The 14,984-nt window shown below is 60.0% G+C and carries 15 protein-coding genes and 1 tRNA gene; 8 read left to right on the forward strand and 8 right to left on the reverse strand.

Annotation, left to right across the window (positions count from 1 at the left end):
* Positions 1 to 38 precede the first annotated feature (38 nt).
* The 4 genes from ACTHV6_RS03585 (at position 39) to ACTHV6_RS03600 (ending at position 3,238) form a co-directional block, all read left to right on the forward strand.
* On the forward strand, positions 39 to 746 hold the full coding sequence (locus ACTHV6_RS03585) for a PIG-L deacetylase family protein (protein WP_441385897.1): 708 nt from the start codon (positions 39 to 41) through the stop codon (positions 744 to 746).
* A gap of 17 nt (positions 747 to 763) precedes the next feature.
* Entirely contained in the window at positions 764 to 1,822 is a 1,059-nt protein-coding gene (locus tag ACTHV6_RS03590) for an LLM class flavin-dependent oxidoreductase (protein ID WP_441385898.1), read from the forward strand.
* 72 nt (positions 1,823 to 1,894) lie between these two features.
* On the forward strand, positions 1,895 to 2,929 hold the full coding sequence (locus ACTHV6_RS03595) for a YeiH family protein (protein ID WP_441385899.1): 1,035 nt from the start codon (positions 1,895 to 1,897) through the stop codon (positions 2,927 to 2,929).
* Between the two features lie 27 nt (positions 2,930 to 2,956).
* Positions 2,957 to 3,238 carry a thioredoxin family protein gene (locus tag ACTHV6_RS03600; protein WP_441385900.1) on the forward strand — a complete coding sequence of 94 codons (282 nt, stop codon included), beginning with the start codon at positions 2,957 to 2,959 and terminating at the stop codon, positions 3,236 to 3,238.
* A 32-nt stretch (positions 3,239 to 3,270) separates the two neighbouring features.
* Here ACTHV6_RS03600 and ACTHV6_RS03605 read toward each other — a convergent pair whose 3' ends face one another.
* From ACTHV6_RS03605 to bcp, 4 genes are all read right to left on the reverse strand, one after another.
* A complete protein-coding gene (locus ACTHV6_RS03605; RefSeq protein ID WP_441385901.1) occupies positions 3,271 to 3,465 on the reverse strand; it encodes a helix-turn-helix transcriptional regulator in 195 nt (64 codons plus the stop codon).
* A 3-nt stretch (positions 3,466 to 3,468) separates the two neighbouring features.
* Positions 3,469 to 3,957, reverse strand: a complete 489-nt coding sequence (locus ACTHV6_RS03610; RefSeq protein ID WP_441385902.1) for a hypothetical protein — start codon at positions 3,955 to 3,957, stop codon at positions 3,469 to 3,471.
* A gap of 471 nt (positions 3,958 to 4,428) precedes the next feature.
* A tRNA-Leu gene (locus tag ACTHV6_RS03615) sits at positions 4,429 to 4,510 on the reverse strand.
* Between the two features lie 79 nt (positions 4,511 to 4,589).
* Positions 4,590 to 5,066: a thioredoxin-dependent thiol peroxidase gene (bcp, locus tag ACTHV6_RS03620; RefSeq protein ID WP_441385903.1), complete on the reverse strand. Its 477-nt coding sequence runs from the start codon at positions 5,064 to 5,066 to the stop codon at positions 4,590 to 4,592.
* A gap of 135 nt (positions 5,067 to 5,201) precedes the next feature.
* Between bcp and ACTHV6_RS03625 the strand changes: the two genes are divergently transcribed.
* On the forward strand, positions 5,202 to 5,732 hold the full coding sequence (locus ACTHV6_RS03625) for a DUF4916 domain-containing protein (RefSeq protein WP_441385904.1): 531 nt from the start codon (positions 5,202 to 5,204) through the stop codon (positions 5,730 to 5,732).
* 12 nt (positions 5,733 to 5,744) lie between these two features.
* Here the strand turns inward: ACTHV6_RS03625 and ACTHV6_RS03630 are convergent, their stop codons facing one another.
* The 3 genes from ACTHV6_RS03630 to ACTHV6_RS03640 form a co-directional block, all read right to left on the reverse strand.
* Positions 5,745 to 7,106: an anaerobic C4-dicarboxylate transporter gene (locus ACTHV6_RS03630; protein ID WP_441385905.1), complete on the reverse strand. Its 1,362-nt coding sequence runs from the start codon at positions 7,104 to 7,106 to the stop codon at positions 5,745 to 5,747.
* A 110-nt stretch (positions 7,107 to 7,216) separates the two neighbouring features.
* Positions 7,217 to 8,083, reverse strand: a complete 867-nt coding sequence (locus tag ACTHV6_RS03635) for a shikimate dehydrogenase (RefSeq protein ID WP_441385906.1) — start codon at positions 8,081 to 8,083, stop codon at positions 7,217 to 7,219.
* Entirely contained in the window at positions 8,083 to 9,918 is a 1,836-nt protein-coding gene (locus tag ACTHV6_RS03640) for an AMP-dependent synthetase/ligase (RefSeq protein ID WP_441385907.1), read from the reverse strand. Before ACTHV6_RS03640 ends, ACTHV6_RS03635 begins: the two co-directional genes overlap by 1 nt.
* 65 nt (positions 9,919 to 9,983) lie before the next feature.
* Here ACTHV6_RS03640 and ACTHV6_RS03645 point away from each other — a divergent pair, with 65 nt between their 5' ends.
* Entirely contained in the window at positions 9,984 to 10,736 is a 753-nt protein-coding gene (locus ACTHV6_RS03645; protein WP_441385908.1) for a fumarylacetoacetate hydrolase family protein, read from the forward strand.
* Here ACTHV6_RS03645 and ACTHV6_RS03650 read toward each other — a convergent pair.
* Positions 10,733 to 11,902 carry a MalY/PatB family protein gene (locus ACTHV6_RS03650; protein ID WP_441385909.1) on the reverse strand — a complete coding sequence of 390 codons (1,170 nt, stop codon included), beginning with the start codon at positions 11,900 to 11,902 and terminating at the stop codon, positions 10,733 to 10,735. The two genes, ACTHV6_RS03645 and ACTHV6_RS03650, sit on opposite strands and share 4 nt — an antisense overlap.
* A gap of 97 nt (positions 11,903 to 11,999) precedes the next feature.
* Here ACTHV6_RS03650 and gltX point away from each other — a divergent pair, with 97 nt between their 5' ends.
* Together gltX and ACTHV6_RS03660 are read left to right on the forward strand one after the other, a co-directional pair.
* Positions 12,000 to 13,508 (forward strand): glutamate--tRNA ligase, encoded by a 1,509-nt coding sequence (gltX, locus tag ACTHV6_RS03655; RefSeq protein ID WP_441385910.1) that lies wholly within the window; start codon positions 12,000 to 12,002, stop codon positions 13,506 to 13,508.
* A gap of 26 nt (positions 13,509 to 13,534) precedes the next feature.
* Entirely contained in the window at positions 13,535 to 14,830 is a 1,296-nt protein-coding gene (locus ACTHV6_RS03660) for a hypothetical protein (protein WP_441385911.1), read from the forward strand.
* The last annotated feature ends 154 nt before the right edge of the window (positions 14,831 to 14,984 follow it).

Consider the following 14,984-nt stretch of genomic DNA (forward strand, 5'->3'; position numbering starts at 1 on the left):
CACTTTGAGAAGGAACCTTGAGAAAGGGGAGTAAAGCAGTGGATCACGAGAGAATTCTTGGGGTGTTCGCGCATCCGGACGATGCCGATGTGGGTTCGGGCGGAACGCTCGCAAAGTTCGTGGAGCAAGGGGCGCACGTGAGCCTGTTGGTGGCCACGGCGGGGGATGCCGGCGGCTTCAAAGCCGAGGGGCAGGACCAGATTGCCGGCGTGCGTATGAAGGAACAGCGTGCTGCCGCAGCCCAGCTAGGAATCACGGACGTCACCTTCCTTGGGCACATGGATGGTGAGCTGCGCGTGACATCCTCCCTAGTTCGCGACATTGTGGCTCAGATTCGTATTCACCAGCCAACACTCGTCATCACGATGTCCCCGGAACACAACTGGACTAACCTTGCCGCTAGCCACCCGGATCATCGCGCCGTGGGGGAGGCCGCCATTCAGGCCGTGTACCCGGCCTCCCGCAACCCGTTCGCCTTCCGCGAGCTCAAGGCCAGCGGCATGGACCCGTGGATGGTGGAGGAAGTGTGGCTGCAGGGCCACCACGCCCCCAACCACTTTGTGGAACTGAGCCGGGCTGAAGTGGAGAAGAAGGTCCAGGCCATCCAGTGCCATGAAACCCAGTTTCAGGACATGGATTTCATGACGCAGTACATTTGGGAAGTGGCGCGCCAGTGCGCCGTGAGTGGCGGGCTAGGTAGGGACCGTTACGCTGAGGAGTTCCTCAGGTATTCGGCGAGAGAGTAATAAGATACGGTGAATCCATGAGTGATTTACAGCTGAGCGTTCTTGACCTGATTGGGCTGCGCCGCGGGCAGACTAGCCGCCAAGCCCTTCTTGCTAGCGGGGCGCTGGCCCGCGAGGCTGACCGCTTGGGCTATACCCGCTATTGGGTGGCCGAACACCACAACATGGAATCGATCGTCTCCACAGTTCCCGCCGTGCTGATTCCGTTCCTTGCTCAGGGCACCGAGCGCATTCGTTTCGGTTCTGGCGGTGTCATGCTGGCCAATCACGCCCCGTTCGCCGTAGCCGAGCAGTTTGCCCTGCTCTCGGAAATGTTTCCGGGCCGCGTGGATTTGGGGCTGGGACGCGCCCCAGGCTCCGATCAGTTGACCGCCGCCGTGTTAAGGAAGGCACTGCCCGGTGACGGTGTCCAGAACTACGTTCACGACGTCACGCTGCTGCGCGAGCTGCTGGGCGGTGGCGAGACCCCTGTGGGCGACCGCGTGCACGTCGAGATCGCTGGCAACCCGTATGCCTTGAGCGCCACGCCAGCCATGAGCACCTCGCCGGACATCTGGCTTCTGGGTTCCTCGGCGTATTCAGCCCAAGCCGCCGGCCAGCTGGGTTTGCCCTACGTATTTGCCAACCACTTCGGCATGCCGGGCATCGATGAGACGCTTGCGATGTACCGCGAGCACTTTGTCCCCTCTGCGAGTTTCCCCGAACCGAAAACATTGGTGCCTGTTAACGCCGTCGTCGCCACAACTAAGGAAGAAGCGGACAAACTTGCCCTGCCCCAAAAACTGATGAATGCGCGGCTGCGTAGCGGTGGAAAAAACGAGCCGCAGGCTCCCGTGGAGGAGCTGGAGAACTACTCGTGGCAGGCCCGCGAGTTCATGGCTCCCGCTCCCGGTCCGGATTCGCTGTTCGTGGGCACGCCCGAGCAGGTGGCCGAAGGGATTTCGGCGCTTGCGAGCAGGCTCGGCGCCGATGAGGTCATGGTTTCACCCGTGGCTGGTGCCTACGCGAACGATGATCTGGAGCGTGGGGTCAGGCGCGAGGAGACCCTCCAGCTTTTGGCCGAGGCGCTTTTATAACGACGACGACGGACTAGCTCGCCATTCGACCGCCCTACAGGACCCGCGGAGCTTTTGTGCCACCATGGGCCTATGACGTCTATACAGAACAAGGCGCGATTCTTGGCACCCGGTGTGCTGCTTGCGCTGGCGGCGGCGGCCGTTTCCTACGGTGTGGGGCAACTTGTTCCCGTGCTCAGCCCGATGATCGTGGCGATTCTGCTGGGGATTCTCGTGACCAACACGGTGAAGCTTCCGGCCAGCTTTGGGCTGGGTATTGATTTCTCCTCGAAGAAGCTGCTGCGTGCGGGAATCGTGCTGCTGGGGTTGCGGCTGGTGTTGTCCGATATCGCTGATCTGGGCGTGCCGGTGATTCTGGTTGTCGTGTGCGTTGTTGCTGGCGGACTGCTCGGTACCCTGCTTCTGGGCAAGCTCTTGAACGTATCGCCGCGGCTGACTCTGCTGGTGGCGTGTGGCTTTTCCATCTGCGGGGCCGCGGCTGTGGCCGGCGCGGCTGGCGTCACGGACCCCCGCGAGGAGCACGAACAAGATACGGTCACGGCGGTTGCCCTCGTGGTGATCTTCGGGACGATCATGATCCCGCTCGTCCCTTTCCTTGTGGGCGCGATGGGGCTAGATAATCCCACCGCAGGCATGTGGGCTGGAGCTTCCACGCACGAGATTGCTCAGGTTGTGGCCATTGGCGGGATCCTCGGCGGCAGCGCGCTGACCGTGGCCGTTGTGGTCAAGTTGGCCCGCGTGTTGCTTCTGGCGCCGGTTGTTGCGATCCTGAGTGTTCGCCAGCGCCGCATTTATCGTCAGGCTTCGGCTGAAGAGAAGGCGGCTGGATCGGATGTGCAGGCGAAGATGCCTCCCATCGTCCCGTTGTTCATCATCGGCTTCTTGGCGATGGTACTTCTACGCTCGTTCGTGGACCTCCCGGGCGCCGTATTGGATATAGGGAACGCCCTCCAGACGGCCCTGCTAGCCGCCGCCATGTTCGGGCTTGGGTGCGGTGTGAAGATCCGCAACCTTATTCAGGTGGGTATCCGGCCATTTGTGCTGGCCGCGCTGGCTACCGTGCTGGTTGCGGCAATCGCCTACGCCGGAATCATGTTGGTGGCCTGAGCTAAAGTAGCGCCTTCCAAGGGGTGTATGGTCGTCACTATCATGAAGGTCGATTTGTTTAGTTCCAGTTTCTGTGGTCCGTGCCATCGCGCAGCATCCGTGCTCGATCAGGCAAGCGGGTTGGTTTCTGAACTGAGAGTTTCCGAGCACAACGTCGCGATGGAACCCGCCCTAGCGGAAGCTGAGGCGATTCGCTCCACTCCCACAACCATCGTGCGTACTGACGAAGGTGACGAAGTGTTTCGCTCTGAGGGAGTACCAACGCTGGATCAGCTACTGAGATCTCTCGCGCTTGCGACGGATGCGTAAGAAGGCACTTTCGATCTGGGTGGGTGCCGGTGCTACTCAGCGTCGGAGAAGATCTCCTCGATGGTGCGCTCGAAAACATGAGCAAGCTGGAACGCCAGCGGTAATGAAGGGTCAAATCGTCCGCGTTCGATGGAGATGATTGTCTGGCGCGAAACCCCGAGCTTGTCAGCAAGGCGTTGTTGGGACCATCCTCGTTCCCGGCGCAGATCCGGCAGGATATTTCGCATCGGTTAGCTCTGGCGCTTTTGGATGAGGTACCGGATCGCGAACGATCCCATCGCGATCAGGATGACGCCAGCGAGGACAAGGACGGTGGACATCTCGATACCCGTGAACGCAACGGCCGCTGTCCCGAGACCGATGATGAACAGGATATCCGAGAATGCACCGCTGGCGGCTTTCTCGTACCACACGGACTCGACGGACTGCTCGGGATCGGCGGTGGCACCTCGGAGCGTGTCGCGATCAACGATCATGGCCCAGACAAGGCCGAGGCATGGCCAGATCAACACAACCGTGATGGCCGTGCCGCCAACAATAGGGCGGGGTCCGGCGCTATTCGTTGCTACCGCTACCGCTGCGATAGCGATCGCGAAAATCAGGCCGATCGGTGCGGCGAGCCACAACGCAGGTAGGTGCCCACCACCAAACTTTACGCGCCCATACTGGCTGCGATCATCCGTTTCGGCAGGGATTTCGCTCTTTTGATCTTCATACATACTGACGTTCCTATGTAAAGCGTGCTTGACTTTCCAGTCAAGGATGGCATGTCAAGTGTGCTTTACGCTAGGGCCTAGTTCGTTGTATCTTATGGCAACGTGAGAATCAGGAATTCTCTGACTCGTCTGTGGGGAGTTCGGTAGTGAGCGGCGTCCAATTATCTCCGAGCTCGTGCCGGCGTTTGAGTTCGGCGAGGCTGGCGAGCCACCCCCATTCGGAGCAAAGCCGTTCGCGTGTTCCCATACCGCATCTTGTACGACGTGACGGGAGTGAGTGAATGCCTCCAGAGATAGGCAAAACCACCAGAGATGCCGTACAACGCCAACACTCACGACGCTCACTCACTCTCGCGGAACTGACTCACTCTCGCGACACGTCAGGTACAGCCGACCGTCGAAGAAGGACTCGTATCCGAAAATGACCCCCAACCCGGAGAACTAAATTCCAGGTCAGGGGCCATTTCATTCGCGTGCGCGAGGGGGGACTTGAACCCCCACACCCGAAGGTACTAGAACCTAAATCTAGCGCGTCTGCCAATTCCGCCACTCGCGCGAGTCAACTCATCAAGTGTATAGGACGCCGTGCCGCTTCAAGGAATTGGCTGAGTGTGAGCTTTGTGGCTACCCCTTGCCTACGCGTCGATTCCTAGAGCCTTGCGAAGCCGGGCCACGTGCCCCGTTGCCTTGACGTTGTACTGAGCGGAGGAGATGGTGCCGTCTTTTGCGATGACGAAGGTGGATCGGATGACGCCCTGAACGGTTTTCCCGTAGTTCTTCTTTTCGCCGTAGGCTCCGTATGCCTCAAGTACGCCGCGATCGGGATCGGAGGCGAGAGGGAAGTTGAGGTTGTCACGGTCAGTGAACTGACGAAGTGAATCCACGGGATCCGGGGAAATGCCGATCACTGTGTAGCCCGCGGACTTGAGAGAGTTTTCGGAATCGCGAAAATCGCACGCCTCGGTGGTACACCCGGGGGTCATAGCCTTGGGGTAGAAGTAGACAACAACGCCTTTGTCAGCCTTCTCCAGTTCGGCAACCAAGTTGACCGAACCGTCGATTGTTTCAAGAGTGAATTCTGGAGCGCGATCGCCCTGTTGCAGTTTTCCCATGACTTAATAGTGACATCCGCCGCCATACGTGAAAAGGGTGTCCGCTACGAGGTGAGCATTCCGCCCGGTTCACCACCGGAGAAACAGCGAAAGTAGGGATGTCCCACGCGTGCTGCAAGCTGGCATCATTGACCTATGAACGAGATCGATTCAGCTGATATGGGTCCATGGCTTTCCCCCGAGGATCTTGAGTTTGTTCGGGGCAAGGTGCCAATGGTGTACGTGGATATTGTTCCTGTGCGTCTGGACGAATTCGGCAAGCTCGAGGCCATCGGCATGCTGCTATGCGTCACTGGTGACACGATCTTGCGATCATTTCCTTCTGGCCGGGTGCTCTTCCACGAGGGGCTCCGTGAGGCACTGGCTCGGCACATCGAAAAGGATCTAGGGCCGATGGCCCTGCCACAGATACCGGCGGCAACAGTCCCATTCGCTGTGGGAGAGTACTTTCCAACACCGGGCGCCGGATATCTCGATTCTCGCCAGCACGCGGTTGCGCTGTCCTATATCGTCCCGATGCAGGGAGACTGTAACCCGGGATCCGATTCCCTTGAGTTCACATGGTTTACCCCTGGAGATGCTCGGACCCGTGAACTTCAGGCAGAACTAGGCGAGGGCCATGCCGCATTGCTACGGCAGGCCCTCGCTCAGATGGGTGAACTGTAAAGATCAGCGAACTTAGTACAGGATGTGCGCCCAGGTAAATCCAACGATGCACGACGTGAGAACACAGATGAGCCCCGGAACGAGGAAGCTGTGGTTGATCACGTACTTGCCGATGTGCGTGGTACCCGAGCGATCGAATCCGATGGCCGCGAGATCCGAAGGATAGGTGGGCAGCAGGAAGTATCCATAGGATGCCCCGAAGAACCCGACGATTGTCACGGGATCAACGCCTAGCCCCAGCCCGATCGGCACGAACGCCGCAACGGCCGCAGCCTGCGAGTTCAGGAGCTTGGACACGATAAACAGGACGAGCGCATAGGTCCACGGGGCCGATTGGACAACTCCGCCTAGCCACCCCTCGAGATCCTCGATGTGGGCACCGAAGAATGTTTCGCTCATCCACGCAACACCGAACACGCAGAAAATCGCAACCATTCCAGCCCTGAACACGGCCGAATCGGGAATGTCTGTGGGCTTAACCTTGCAGGCCAACAGAATGATGGCACCAGCGAAAAGCATGACCATCTGGATCGTCAAGTTCATGTTGAGCGGGGCGCTGCCGCCTTCGCCGTCTCCCACAACGGGACGTAGGGATTCAAATGCTCCCAGAAGCACCACAACGGCGATGCCCGTGAAGAAGATCCCGGTTGCCCAGTAGGCGTGCTTCGTGGACTTGGTATCCAACAGTGTGGACTCGCCACCGTAGATGAATTCGCGCTGGACCGGATCAGCGATCCGTGCTTGGAAGGCTTCATCCTTGTCCAGATCCTTGCCGCGGCGCAGGGACCACAGAGCGCCCAAAATCACGCCAGCAAGAGATGCTGGGATAGAGACCGCAAGGATCTGCGGAATGGAGAAAGACTGATCGATCGTGCCGGCGCGCTCGGCAAGGATCGAGCTGAGTGATACGACGGCCACCGATACGGGGGACGCCGTGATACCCATCTGAGCGGCCACTGACGAGATCGCCATGGGCCGTTCGGGACGGATGTTCTTCTTCAGGGAAATGTCCGCGATGATGGGGAGCATTGTGTATACCACGTGGCCGGTTCCGCACAGCACTGTGAGGAACCACGTGACGAGTGGGCCCAAGAGCGTGATTTGCTGAGGATGCTTGCGCAAGAGCTTCTCAGCAAAGCGCATCATGACGTCCAAGCCACCGGAGGTTTGGAGGGTGGCAGCACAACCAATCACCGCGAGAATGGTCAGCATGACCTGGATCGGCGGTTCGCCCGGGGTCAACCGGAAGCCAAACACAAGGATGATGAGGCCTACACCGCCCATCAGGCCGAGGCTCATCCCTCCCTTGTGAGCTCCAACCAGCAGACATCCCAGAACAACTAAGAACTGTACGGCAAGTAGTAAGCCATCCATGTTTGTTCCTTAATAAAGACATTGGGTATTGAAATACAACGTGTTCAGTGTATTTTCAGCCCAGAGCGATACGTCGGGAAGCAAGTCCTAGATAGCACAGTTTTCAGTAATTAGATGGAGCTGAACACCTGCTCCCTCACGAACCCCACCGGCATGGTCCGCCCAAACCAGATTTCTTCGGCGATGGCCGCCTGCCACAGCAACATCCCCAGCCCGTCAATGGGAGTAGCCCCAGCCTGAGCAGTCACCCGCAAGAGCTTCGTCTCCAGCGGGTGATAGACGGCATCAACAACGGCCTGCCCGGGCCGTAGCCACTCGCCGCGCACGTTGGATTGATTGGCCAGCGGCGCCATACCAACCCGCGTTGCGTCAATCACCACGAGGCTCTCGCTAATTTCCCGCTCCAACCGGTCTGAATCGGAGAGCCGATAGAGTCCCAGAGAGGAGCCGCTGCGATCCGCCAGCACCTCGATGCGTTCCTCCATCGCATCGAAGCCAGCCTCTCGCGCTTTGAAAACCGATATTTCGCCGGCACCGTCCAGTGCCGCCTGAGTAAAGACCGCCGATCCCGCCCCGCCCGTCCCGATCACCGTGATCTTCTGCCCGGCCACATCAAATCCGGCCTCCGCCACCGAACGCAGCATCCCCGCCCCGTCCGTGTTGTGCCCGATCAACGCTCCGTCCTCTACGGAAATGGTGTTGACGGCCCCCATAAGCTCCGCGGCAGGCGAAAGACCATCAAGATGATCCATCACGGCCCTCTTACACGGCATCGTCACGTTCAGTCCCAGCAGCCCGAGCGCACGCGCCCCAGCGATCGCTTCGCCCGCCGTTTGCTCCGTGGCTTCGGCAACCACATACACGGCATCGATGCCAAGCTGACGAAACGAACAATTGTGGATCGCGGGGGACAGGGAGTGCTCCACGGGAGATCCGAGGAGCGCCACCACCCCAGTGCGTCCGGAAATATCCGGCATTACTTCGCCTTCTTTCCTTGCGGCTCCTCGTTTAGCTCCCCGCCGTACAGCTTCTCGATGTATTCGCCATAGCGCTCGAACACGCGCTCGCGCTTGACCTTGAGGGAGGGCGTCAGCAGCCCGTTATCCTCCGTGAAATCGCCGGGAATGATCGAGAACTTGCGGATAGATTCGGCTCGAGAGACCTGCTTGTTCGTGCGATCAACCGCGCGTTGGAGCGCTGCTAGAACGTCCGGATTGCGTGAGGCTGCGGCGGCGTCCATGGCAGGCAAGTCGTGCGTGTCCAACCAGCCGGGCAGCATCTCCGAATCGATCGTCACCAGCGCCCCAACGAACGGACGCTGATCGCCTACCACCACAACTTGGGAGACCAGCGGGTGGCCGCGGAGCTTGTCCTCAAGCACGGCGGGGGCAACATTCTTGCCGCCCGCGGTTACGATCAGTTCCTTCTTGCGCCCAGTGATGGTGAGGAACCCGGCCCTATCGATGGTCCCCACATCCCCGGTTCGGAACCAGCCGTCAGCTCCCAGAACCTCCGCCGTGGCCTCAGGATTTCTGTGATAACCGGCCATGATATGCGGTCCCTTGAGGAAGACTTCGCCGGATTCATTCAGCTTCATCGCCGTGCCAGGGATCGGCTGGCCAACGGTGCCCATGACGAAGCTGTCTGGCCGGTTCGCCGTTGCCGGCCCCGTGGATTCCGTGAGCCCGAACGCCTCAATCACCGTGAGTCCGATACCGCGGAATACGTGCCCTAACCTCTTACCGAGCGGCGCTCCCGCGGACACGGCGAATCGGCAGTCCTTGCCAAGAATTGCGGTGAGCTTGGACCACACGAGTTTTCTGGCCACGCTTCGCTTGACCCGGAAAATGGGCCCGTGATGCTTGCGTTCGGAGTTTTCCGCGGCCACTTGGGCAGCCCACCGGAAGATCTTGAGCTTGACGCCGCCACCCGATTTCGCTTCTGCGGCGTTGTATACCTTTTCCAGCACGCGCGGCACCACGAGCAGGGCAGTGGGCTTGAACGTTCCGATATCCGCGATCAGGTTGGCGGTTCCGCCAACATGCCCAACACGCCCCTTCGAAGCCAGCGCATAGAAGAACACGATGCGCGCCATGATGTGTGCTAGGGGCAGGAAGAGGAGGATCCGCGTGTGTGCCACGTTGATGATCTCGCGTTCGGATTTGAGGATCGTCAGCGCGGAGAACACGAAGTTTCCGTGGGTGAGTTCCACACCCTTCGGGCGTCCCGTTGTGCCCGAGGTGTAGATGATGGTCGCAAGCGAATCCGCTGTGAGCGCCGCCTGATAGCCTTCCACCACCGACGGTGCAACATCGTTGGCGGCTTCGTAAATGGAGGAGAGGCCGTCGTCGTCAAAAACTATCGTCCGCGCGAGGTCCTTCGTACGTACGGATTCCACGAGCGCTGCGTGGGCTGCGGTATCCGTGACCACGAGTTTGATCGAGGAGTCCTCGAGAATCCAGCTGATTTGTTCGGCGGAGTCCGATTCATAAATTGGGACGACGACGATTCCCACACTCAACGCGGCCACATCAATGAGGCTCCACTCATACGAGGTGGCGGCGAAGATGGCCAACGAATCGCCCGGGCGCAGCCCCAAACCTACGAGCCCGCGGGCAATCTGCTTCGCATCGGTATGAAACTCGGAAATAGTGACGGGAAGCCAGCGTGAGCCGAAGCGTGATTTCCTTTCGATGCATACATCGTGTGGCCGGGCCTTCAATCGGTGCTCGATCATCCAGGGGATGGTTTTGTGAGATTCTAAGGTGACGGTTGGAGCCTCACTCCAAGACCCGTCGCGTTGCTGTTTCACAGTGCCTCCTCATGTCTATGGAGTCACGATCTTACCGTGGCATGTGTGGGTAGTAGGCTAGCGGCATGAAGATTGCACGCCTCAGCCTTGAACAAGGGCCCCGCTACGCCATTTATGACGCCGATACCCGCCAGTACCTCGTCCTGACCGACGATCCGATGTTCGGGAACGTGGAAGTGTCCGGCCAACGGGTTGCCGAAGATGAGGCCCAGATTCTTTCTCCGATGATCCCGCGTTCTAAAGTGGTGGGATACGTGGGGACGTACGGTAGCGATGAGGGCCAGCCTGCATCGCTGGGCGATGTGGAGATGTTCTTGAAGCCCAACACCTCCGTCATCGGGCCAGACGATCCAATCATCCTTCCCACGTGGGCTCAAACGGTTCGCCACGAACCCGAACTAGCCGTAGTGATCTCCCGGGCATGCAAGGATATTCCGGCATCCCGGGCCAGCGATGTTATTTTCGGCTACACCGTAGCCAACGATGTGACCGCCGTGGCTGGCGATAAGGCGCGCGCTAAGGCCTTCGATACGTCGCTCCCCACCGGTCCAGTGATCGAAACCGATCTGGATGTGGCCGATCTGCACGTGGTGTCCCGGATCGACGGGGAGGTGGCCCGCGAGGGGCGCACCAGCCAGCTAGCTTTTTCCGTTGCCGAGCTGGTGGCTTACGCTTCCGGCATCTTCACTCTCCTGCCGGGGGACATCATCCTGACCGGGGCACCTGCTGGTAGCGCGGAGATCGAGTCCGGTCACAGCGTGGAGGTGGAGGTTGAGGGGATTGGTGTGGTATCCAATCCTGTCATGCGCCGCGGTTAGGCGCCGTAGAGTGCGTTTTCGATGCGGTCCAGTGCCTCGGTCAGGACGGGCAGCGGGGTCGCAAAGATCATGCGGCCGAAGTTCGAGTAATCGGCGCCGCACAGGCTGCCCTCGGTGAGGGAAACCTTGGCGTTTTCGCGCAGATAAGCGGCTGGGGTAGCCCCGTTGAACGTGCCGCGCTGGGCCAGCTCGGTGAAATCGATCAATCCGATGTAGGTTCCTTCGATGGGAGAGAGTGTCACCCCGTCCCATCCAGCCACGCGTTCGGCTAGGGTATCGCGATTGATGCGCAGGTAGTCGCGCACTTCATCGTTCCATCCTTGTGATTCGGTGTAGCTCACGCCGGTGGCGCGCACGCCAACCGTTGATGTGGGCTCGGAGGCGGCGTGGGCCCATGGCTGGAACGCATTCCAGTCCTCTTCATTATTGAAGATCAACTGCGCACACTTCAGGCCTGGAATGTTCCATCCCTTGGAGGCCGCCACGGCCGTGATGGTGTGGGCCGCAGCTTGGGCGGAGACGGTGGCATACGGGATGTACGTGCCATCCAGAATCAGAGGGGCGTGAATCGCATCCTCGAATACACGCGCGCCGTGGGCGGTGACGATCGTATCCAGAGCGGCGAGCTCGTCAAGTGACAGGCAGCGGCCGGTGGGATTCCACGGGTTGCACAAGATCACGGTTTCGGCTCCCGCGGCCAGCGCCGCATCGATGCCGTCAAGGTCAAGGCGCCAGTAGCCATCGGCATCGCGGGTGCTGGGCACCTCAATGATCTCGCGGTTGAACTCCTTGGGGATGGAGAGGAAAGGCATGTAGGCAGGGGTGGGGACAACCACGGCCGAGCCGGGGGAGGAAAAGTGCTCGATCTGGATTCGCAGGCCAGCTAGTACTTCTGGGAGCAGCAGCATGTGGTCGGGGTTGGGTTCCCAGTTAAAGCGGGTGAGCCACGTTGAGGTGGCTTCGAGCACGCGGCGGCCATCGGCAGGCGGCAGATACCCAAGCGATCCCCGGTTGGCTTCACGAACCATGTAGTCGCGGATCTCATCGCTGACTCCAAAGTCCATCTCGGCAACCCACATGCCAATCGTGCCGGGGAACGCACTCCACTTGTGGGAGCCTTCCGAAATGAGCTGTTCGAGTGAGCGTGAAGAGAAATCGTAAGCCATGGTTCAAGCCTATCCTCCCGGCTGGGAAGTGGGTAAATGCAGCTCACAATGCGCACCTTTAGTCTCCCGCCCGAACTCGGGCTATCCTTGAATAATCATGGCTATTACCACTGCTGCGGGCTCAGATATCCGCGTTCGCTTCTGTCCTTCACCTACCGGCACGCCCCACGTTGGAATGGTGCGTACGTGCCTGTTCAACTACGCGTATGCGCGCCACGTGGGCGGCACCTTCGTCTTCCGCATCGAAGATACCGATGCGGCCCGCGATTCCGCCGAATCCTTCGAGCAGATCATCGAATCGCTCACATGGCTGGGCTTGGACTGGGATGAAGGCGTGGGTATCGGTGGTCCGCACGGCCCCTACCGCCAGTCCGAGCGTATGGACATCTATCAGGACGTGGCCGCCAAGTTACTGGCCGGAGGCTACGCCTACGAATCGTTCTCCACGCCCGAGGAGGTGGAAGCCCGGCACAAGGCCAAGGGCGAGGATCCCAAGTTGGGCTACGATGGTCACGATCGCAACCTGACCGAGGAAGAAAAGGACGCCTTCCGCGCCGAGGGGCGCAAGCCCGTCCTGCGCATGCGTATGCCAGATTCGGACGTCACGTTCGATGATCTGGTGCGCGGGGAGATCACGTTCAAGGCCGGGTCTGTGCCCGATTATGTGATCGTGCGTGCCAACGGAGATCCGCTCTACACGCTGACCAATCCCGTGGACGATGCGATGATGAACATCACCCACGTGTTGCGCGGCGAAGATCTGCTGTCCTCAACCCCGCGTCAGGTGGTGCTCTACGCCGCTCTCGAGGAGCTGGGTGTTGCCGGCTTCACCCCACGATTCGGCCACCTTCCCTACGTGATGGGCGAGGGCAACAAGAAGCTTTCCAAGCGCGACCCCAAGTCCAACCTGCTCATTCACCGCGAGAACGGAATGGTGCCCGAGGGACTGCTGAACTATCTGGGGCTGCTCGGCTGGTCCATTGCCGCCGATCGGGACGTCTTCTCCAAGGAGGAGATGATCGAGGCCTTCGATATCGCGGACGTGAACCCGAACCCCGCCCGTTTCGATGAAAAGAAGTGTAAGGCCATCAACGCTGACCACATTCGCTTGCTGGATGGGGACGATTTCCGCGGGCGGCTCGTGCCCTATCTGGGGGCGGCCGGCGTGGTGAGCGCGGAAGCCTACGCGGAGTTGACCGATTCCGAGCGCACCATCCTTGACGCGGCTGCGCCTCTGGCTCAAACCCGCATGCAGCTTCTGGGCGAGGCTCCCGAGCTCATGCGCTTCCTCTTTATCGGTGCGGATCAGATCGAATACAACGAGAAGGCGATCGGTAAGTTGCGTGATACCGCGCCGGCCGTGCTGGCTGCGGCGGCTGAGGTTTTCGGCGGACTCGACCAGTTCGATGCCGAGCATGTCAAGGCCGCGCTGGATGCCAAGCTCGTGGAGGAAATGGAGATCAAGCCGCGGTTCGCCTTCGGCCCTCTGTTTGTTGCCATGACCGGCACCAACGTGTCACTTCCCGTGGTGGATTCCATCGCCATTTTGGGCAAGGACGAGGCCATGACGCGCATCAATCAGCTGCTCGCCAGACTGGGGGAGTAGCAACCTTCGCGAGTAGGCTTGCGTATATGTTTGCACCTGACGCCGAGCAGTCTGAAGTGCCCAGACTCGTGTCCCCGAGGGAATGCCTAGTTCGTCCCGGCGTGATTCAGCGCGCGTGGCTGGCCGATCTTGCCGTGGAACTCAGCGCCCTCGAAACGGCAGGCGAGTGGGGCACGGGCATCGATGAGCTCTGGTACATCAATGTTGGTATCGAACGGGTGACGAGCGCGGGCACTATGTTCGTGTCGGTCAATACGGCAGTTGATAGTAACGGTGCGGCCAACGAGCCACCCGAGATTGCCGGGGAAATGACGCCTCCCGAAAACCGCGAGGAGTTAGCTCTCCGGTGCGAGGAGGCTGGCTTTCGCAGCATCCAGTGGCTCGTGGCAGCGCTCGATGCTCCTGAGGGAGCGCTCGCAGAGGGGGAAACCAACGATCGGGTTATCGCGCGATTGGCGCTGCGTGCGTTGGCGGACCTGACATCGTCCTACGCCTTTGGCAACTTCGAGAAAGTGATTGTCCGCGATGCCCTCTGGGGTTCGGACGTGCGCGAACGGTTGGATCGCATTGCTCTTCGGGTGCTCGATCTGCCGGAGCTGGGCTGGTGGAGCGAAGAGTTTGCACCCACGAACTTCGGGTATCACCTGCCGGCTGATCCGGAGGGTAGCCGGCCCGTCGAGGCCCGCGCAGGGGAGAAGCTTCCAGCGGATGCCGTGCGGGAACGCGCACCACGCAGATTCTCCAAGGAGCGCCGCGCCTTCGATGCGGAGCTGAAAGCGATCGAAAAGAACCTCATTGGCCTGCCGCGGATCATGGGGACCAGTTGGGATGCGCCTTCCCAATCAGCCATAGCTTTGGCCCAGAGCTTTCGCACTACTGATCCTCGCTGGCTGGCGGGAAGCGATCTGGACGCGAGCAATTTTGAGAACTGCGTGTGCACCGAACAGTTTTTGGGCGACGACGCCGGAGACCGCCCAATAGGCGCCTTGAGCCGGACCACTCTTGCCGGTACTCGCCCTCACGTTGCCACAATCCACAGCGGGCAGGACTGGGTGGATCTCATCCTCAAGTACCCGATGGTCATCGTTTCCACCGATGGGTCTGTCTATCAAGAAGAGTGGGGAGGGACGGCTGGCGGCACATGGGTCACGCTCGACTGGCGCAAGCTGGCTGACGATCTTGACGGCGTGTACGTGAGCGTTCTTGGCGCACTCGACGCAGCATACGTACCGCAGGCAGTTTCCCTTGAGGGGCAGGAACTTTGGACCATGATCACGGGCTGGGTTCCCAGCTCTGTGCTGTGGGCAAAATCGCCGCTGTGACTCATGTATCACCCGGTGCGGTTTGAATCTAGGGGGCTCCAACGGTAGAGTTTCATGCTGTCGCCGATCGAGATAACTTCTTGAAAAGCGGCGAATCCCTTGGGGTATGGTGTAATTGGCAACACAACGGTTTCTGGTACCGTCATTCTAGGTT

This window comes from Ancrocorticia sp. (assembly GCF_052089425.1).
GTDB lineage: Bacteria > Actinomycetota > Actinomycetes > Actinomycetales > Actinomycetaceae > Ancrocorticia.

Excerpts from the sequence above, each read along its gene's own strand:
- ACTHV6_RS03590 (WP_441385898.1), top strand. The coding sequence starts at position 764 with ATGAGTGATTTACAGCTGAGCGTTCTTGACCTGATTGGGCTGCGCCGC.
- ACTHV6_RS03595 (WP_441385899.1), top strand. The coding sequence starts at position 1,895 with ATGACGTCTATACAGAACAAGGCGCGATTCTTGGCACCCGGTGTGCTG.
- ACTHV6_RS03600 (WP_441385900.1), top strand. The coding sequence starts at position 2,957 with ATGGTCGTCACTATCATGAAGGTCGATTTGTTTAGTTCCAGTTTCTGT.
- ACTHV6_RS03605 (WP_441385901.1), bottom strand. The coding sequence starts at position 3,465 with ATGCGAAATATCCTGCCGGATCTGCGCCGGGAACGAGGATGGTCCCAA.
- ACTHV6_RS03610 (WP_441385902.1), bottom strand. The coding sequence starts at position 3,957 with ATGTATGAAGATCAAAAGAGCGAAATCCCTGCCGAAACGGATGATCGC.
- bcp (WP_441385903.1), bottom strand. The coding sequence starts at position 5,066 with ATGGGAAAACTGCAACAGGGCGATCGCGCTCCAGAATTCACTCTTGAA.
- ACTHV6_RS03625 (WP_441385904.1), top strand. The coding sequence starts at position 5,202 with ATGAACGAGATCGATTCAGCTGATATGGGTCCATGGCTTTCCCCCGAG.
- ACTHV6_RS03630 (WP_441385905.1), bottom strand. The coding sequence starts at position 7,106 with ATGGATGGCTTACTACTTGCCGTACAGTTCTTAGTTGTTCTGGGATGT.
- ACTHV6_RS03635 (WP_441385906.1), bottom strand. The coding sequence starts at position 8,083 with ATGCCGGATATTTCCGGACGCACTGGGGTGGTGGCGCTCCTCGGATCT.
- ACTHV6_RS03645 (WP_441385908.1), top strand. The coding sequence starts at position 9,984 with ATGAAGATTGCACGCCTCAGCCTTGAACAAGGGCCCCGCTACGCCATT.
- ACTHV6_RS03650 (WP_441385909.1), bottom strand. The coding sequence starts at position 11,902 with ATGGCTTACGATTTCTCTTCACGCTCACTCGAACAGCTCATTTCGGAA.
- gltX (WP_441385910.1), top strand. The coding sequence starts at position 12,000 with ATGGCTATTACCACTGCTGCGGGCTCAGATATCCGCGTTCGCTTCTGT.
- ACTHV6_RS03660 (WP_441385911.1), top strand. The coding sequence starts at position 13,535 with ATGTTTGCACCTGACGCCGAGCAGTCTGAAGTGCCCAGACTCGTGTCC.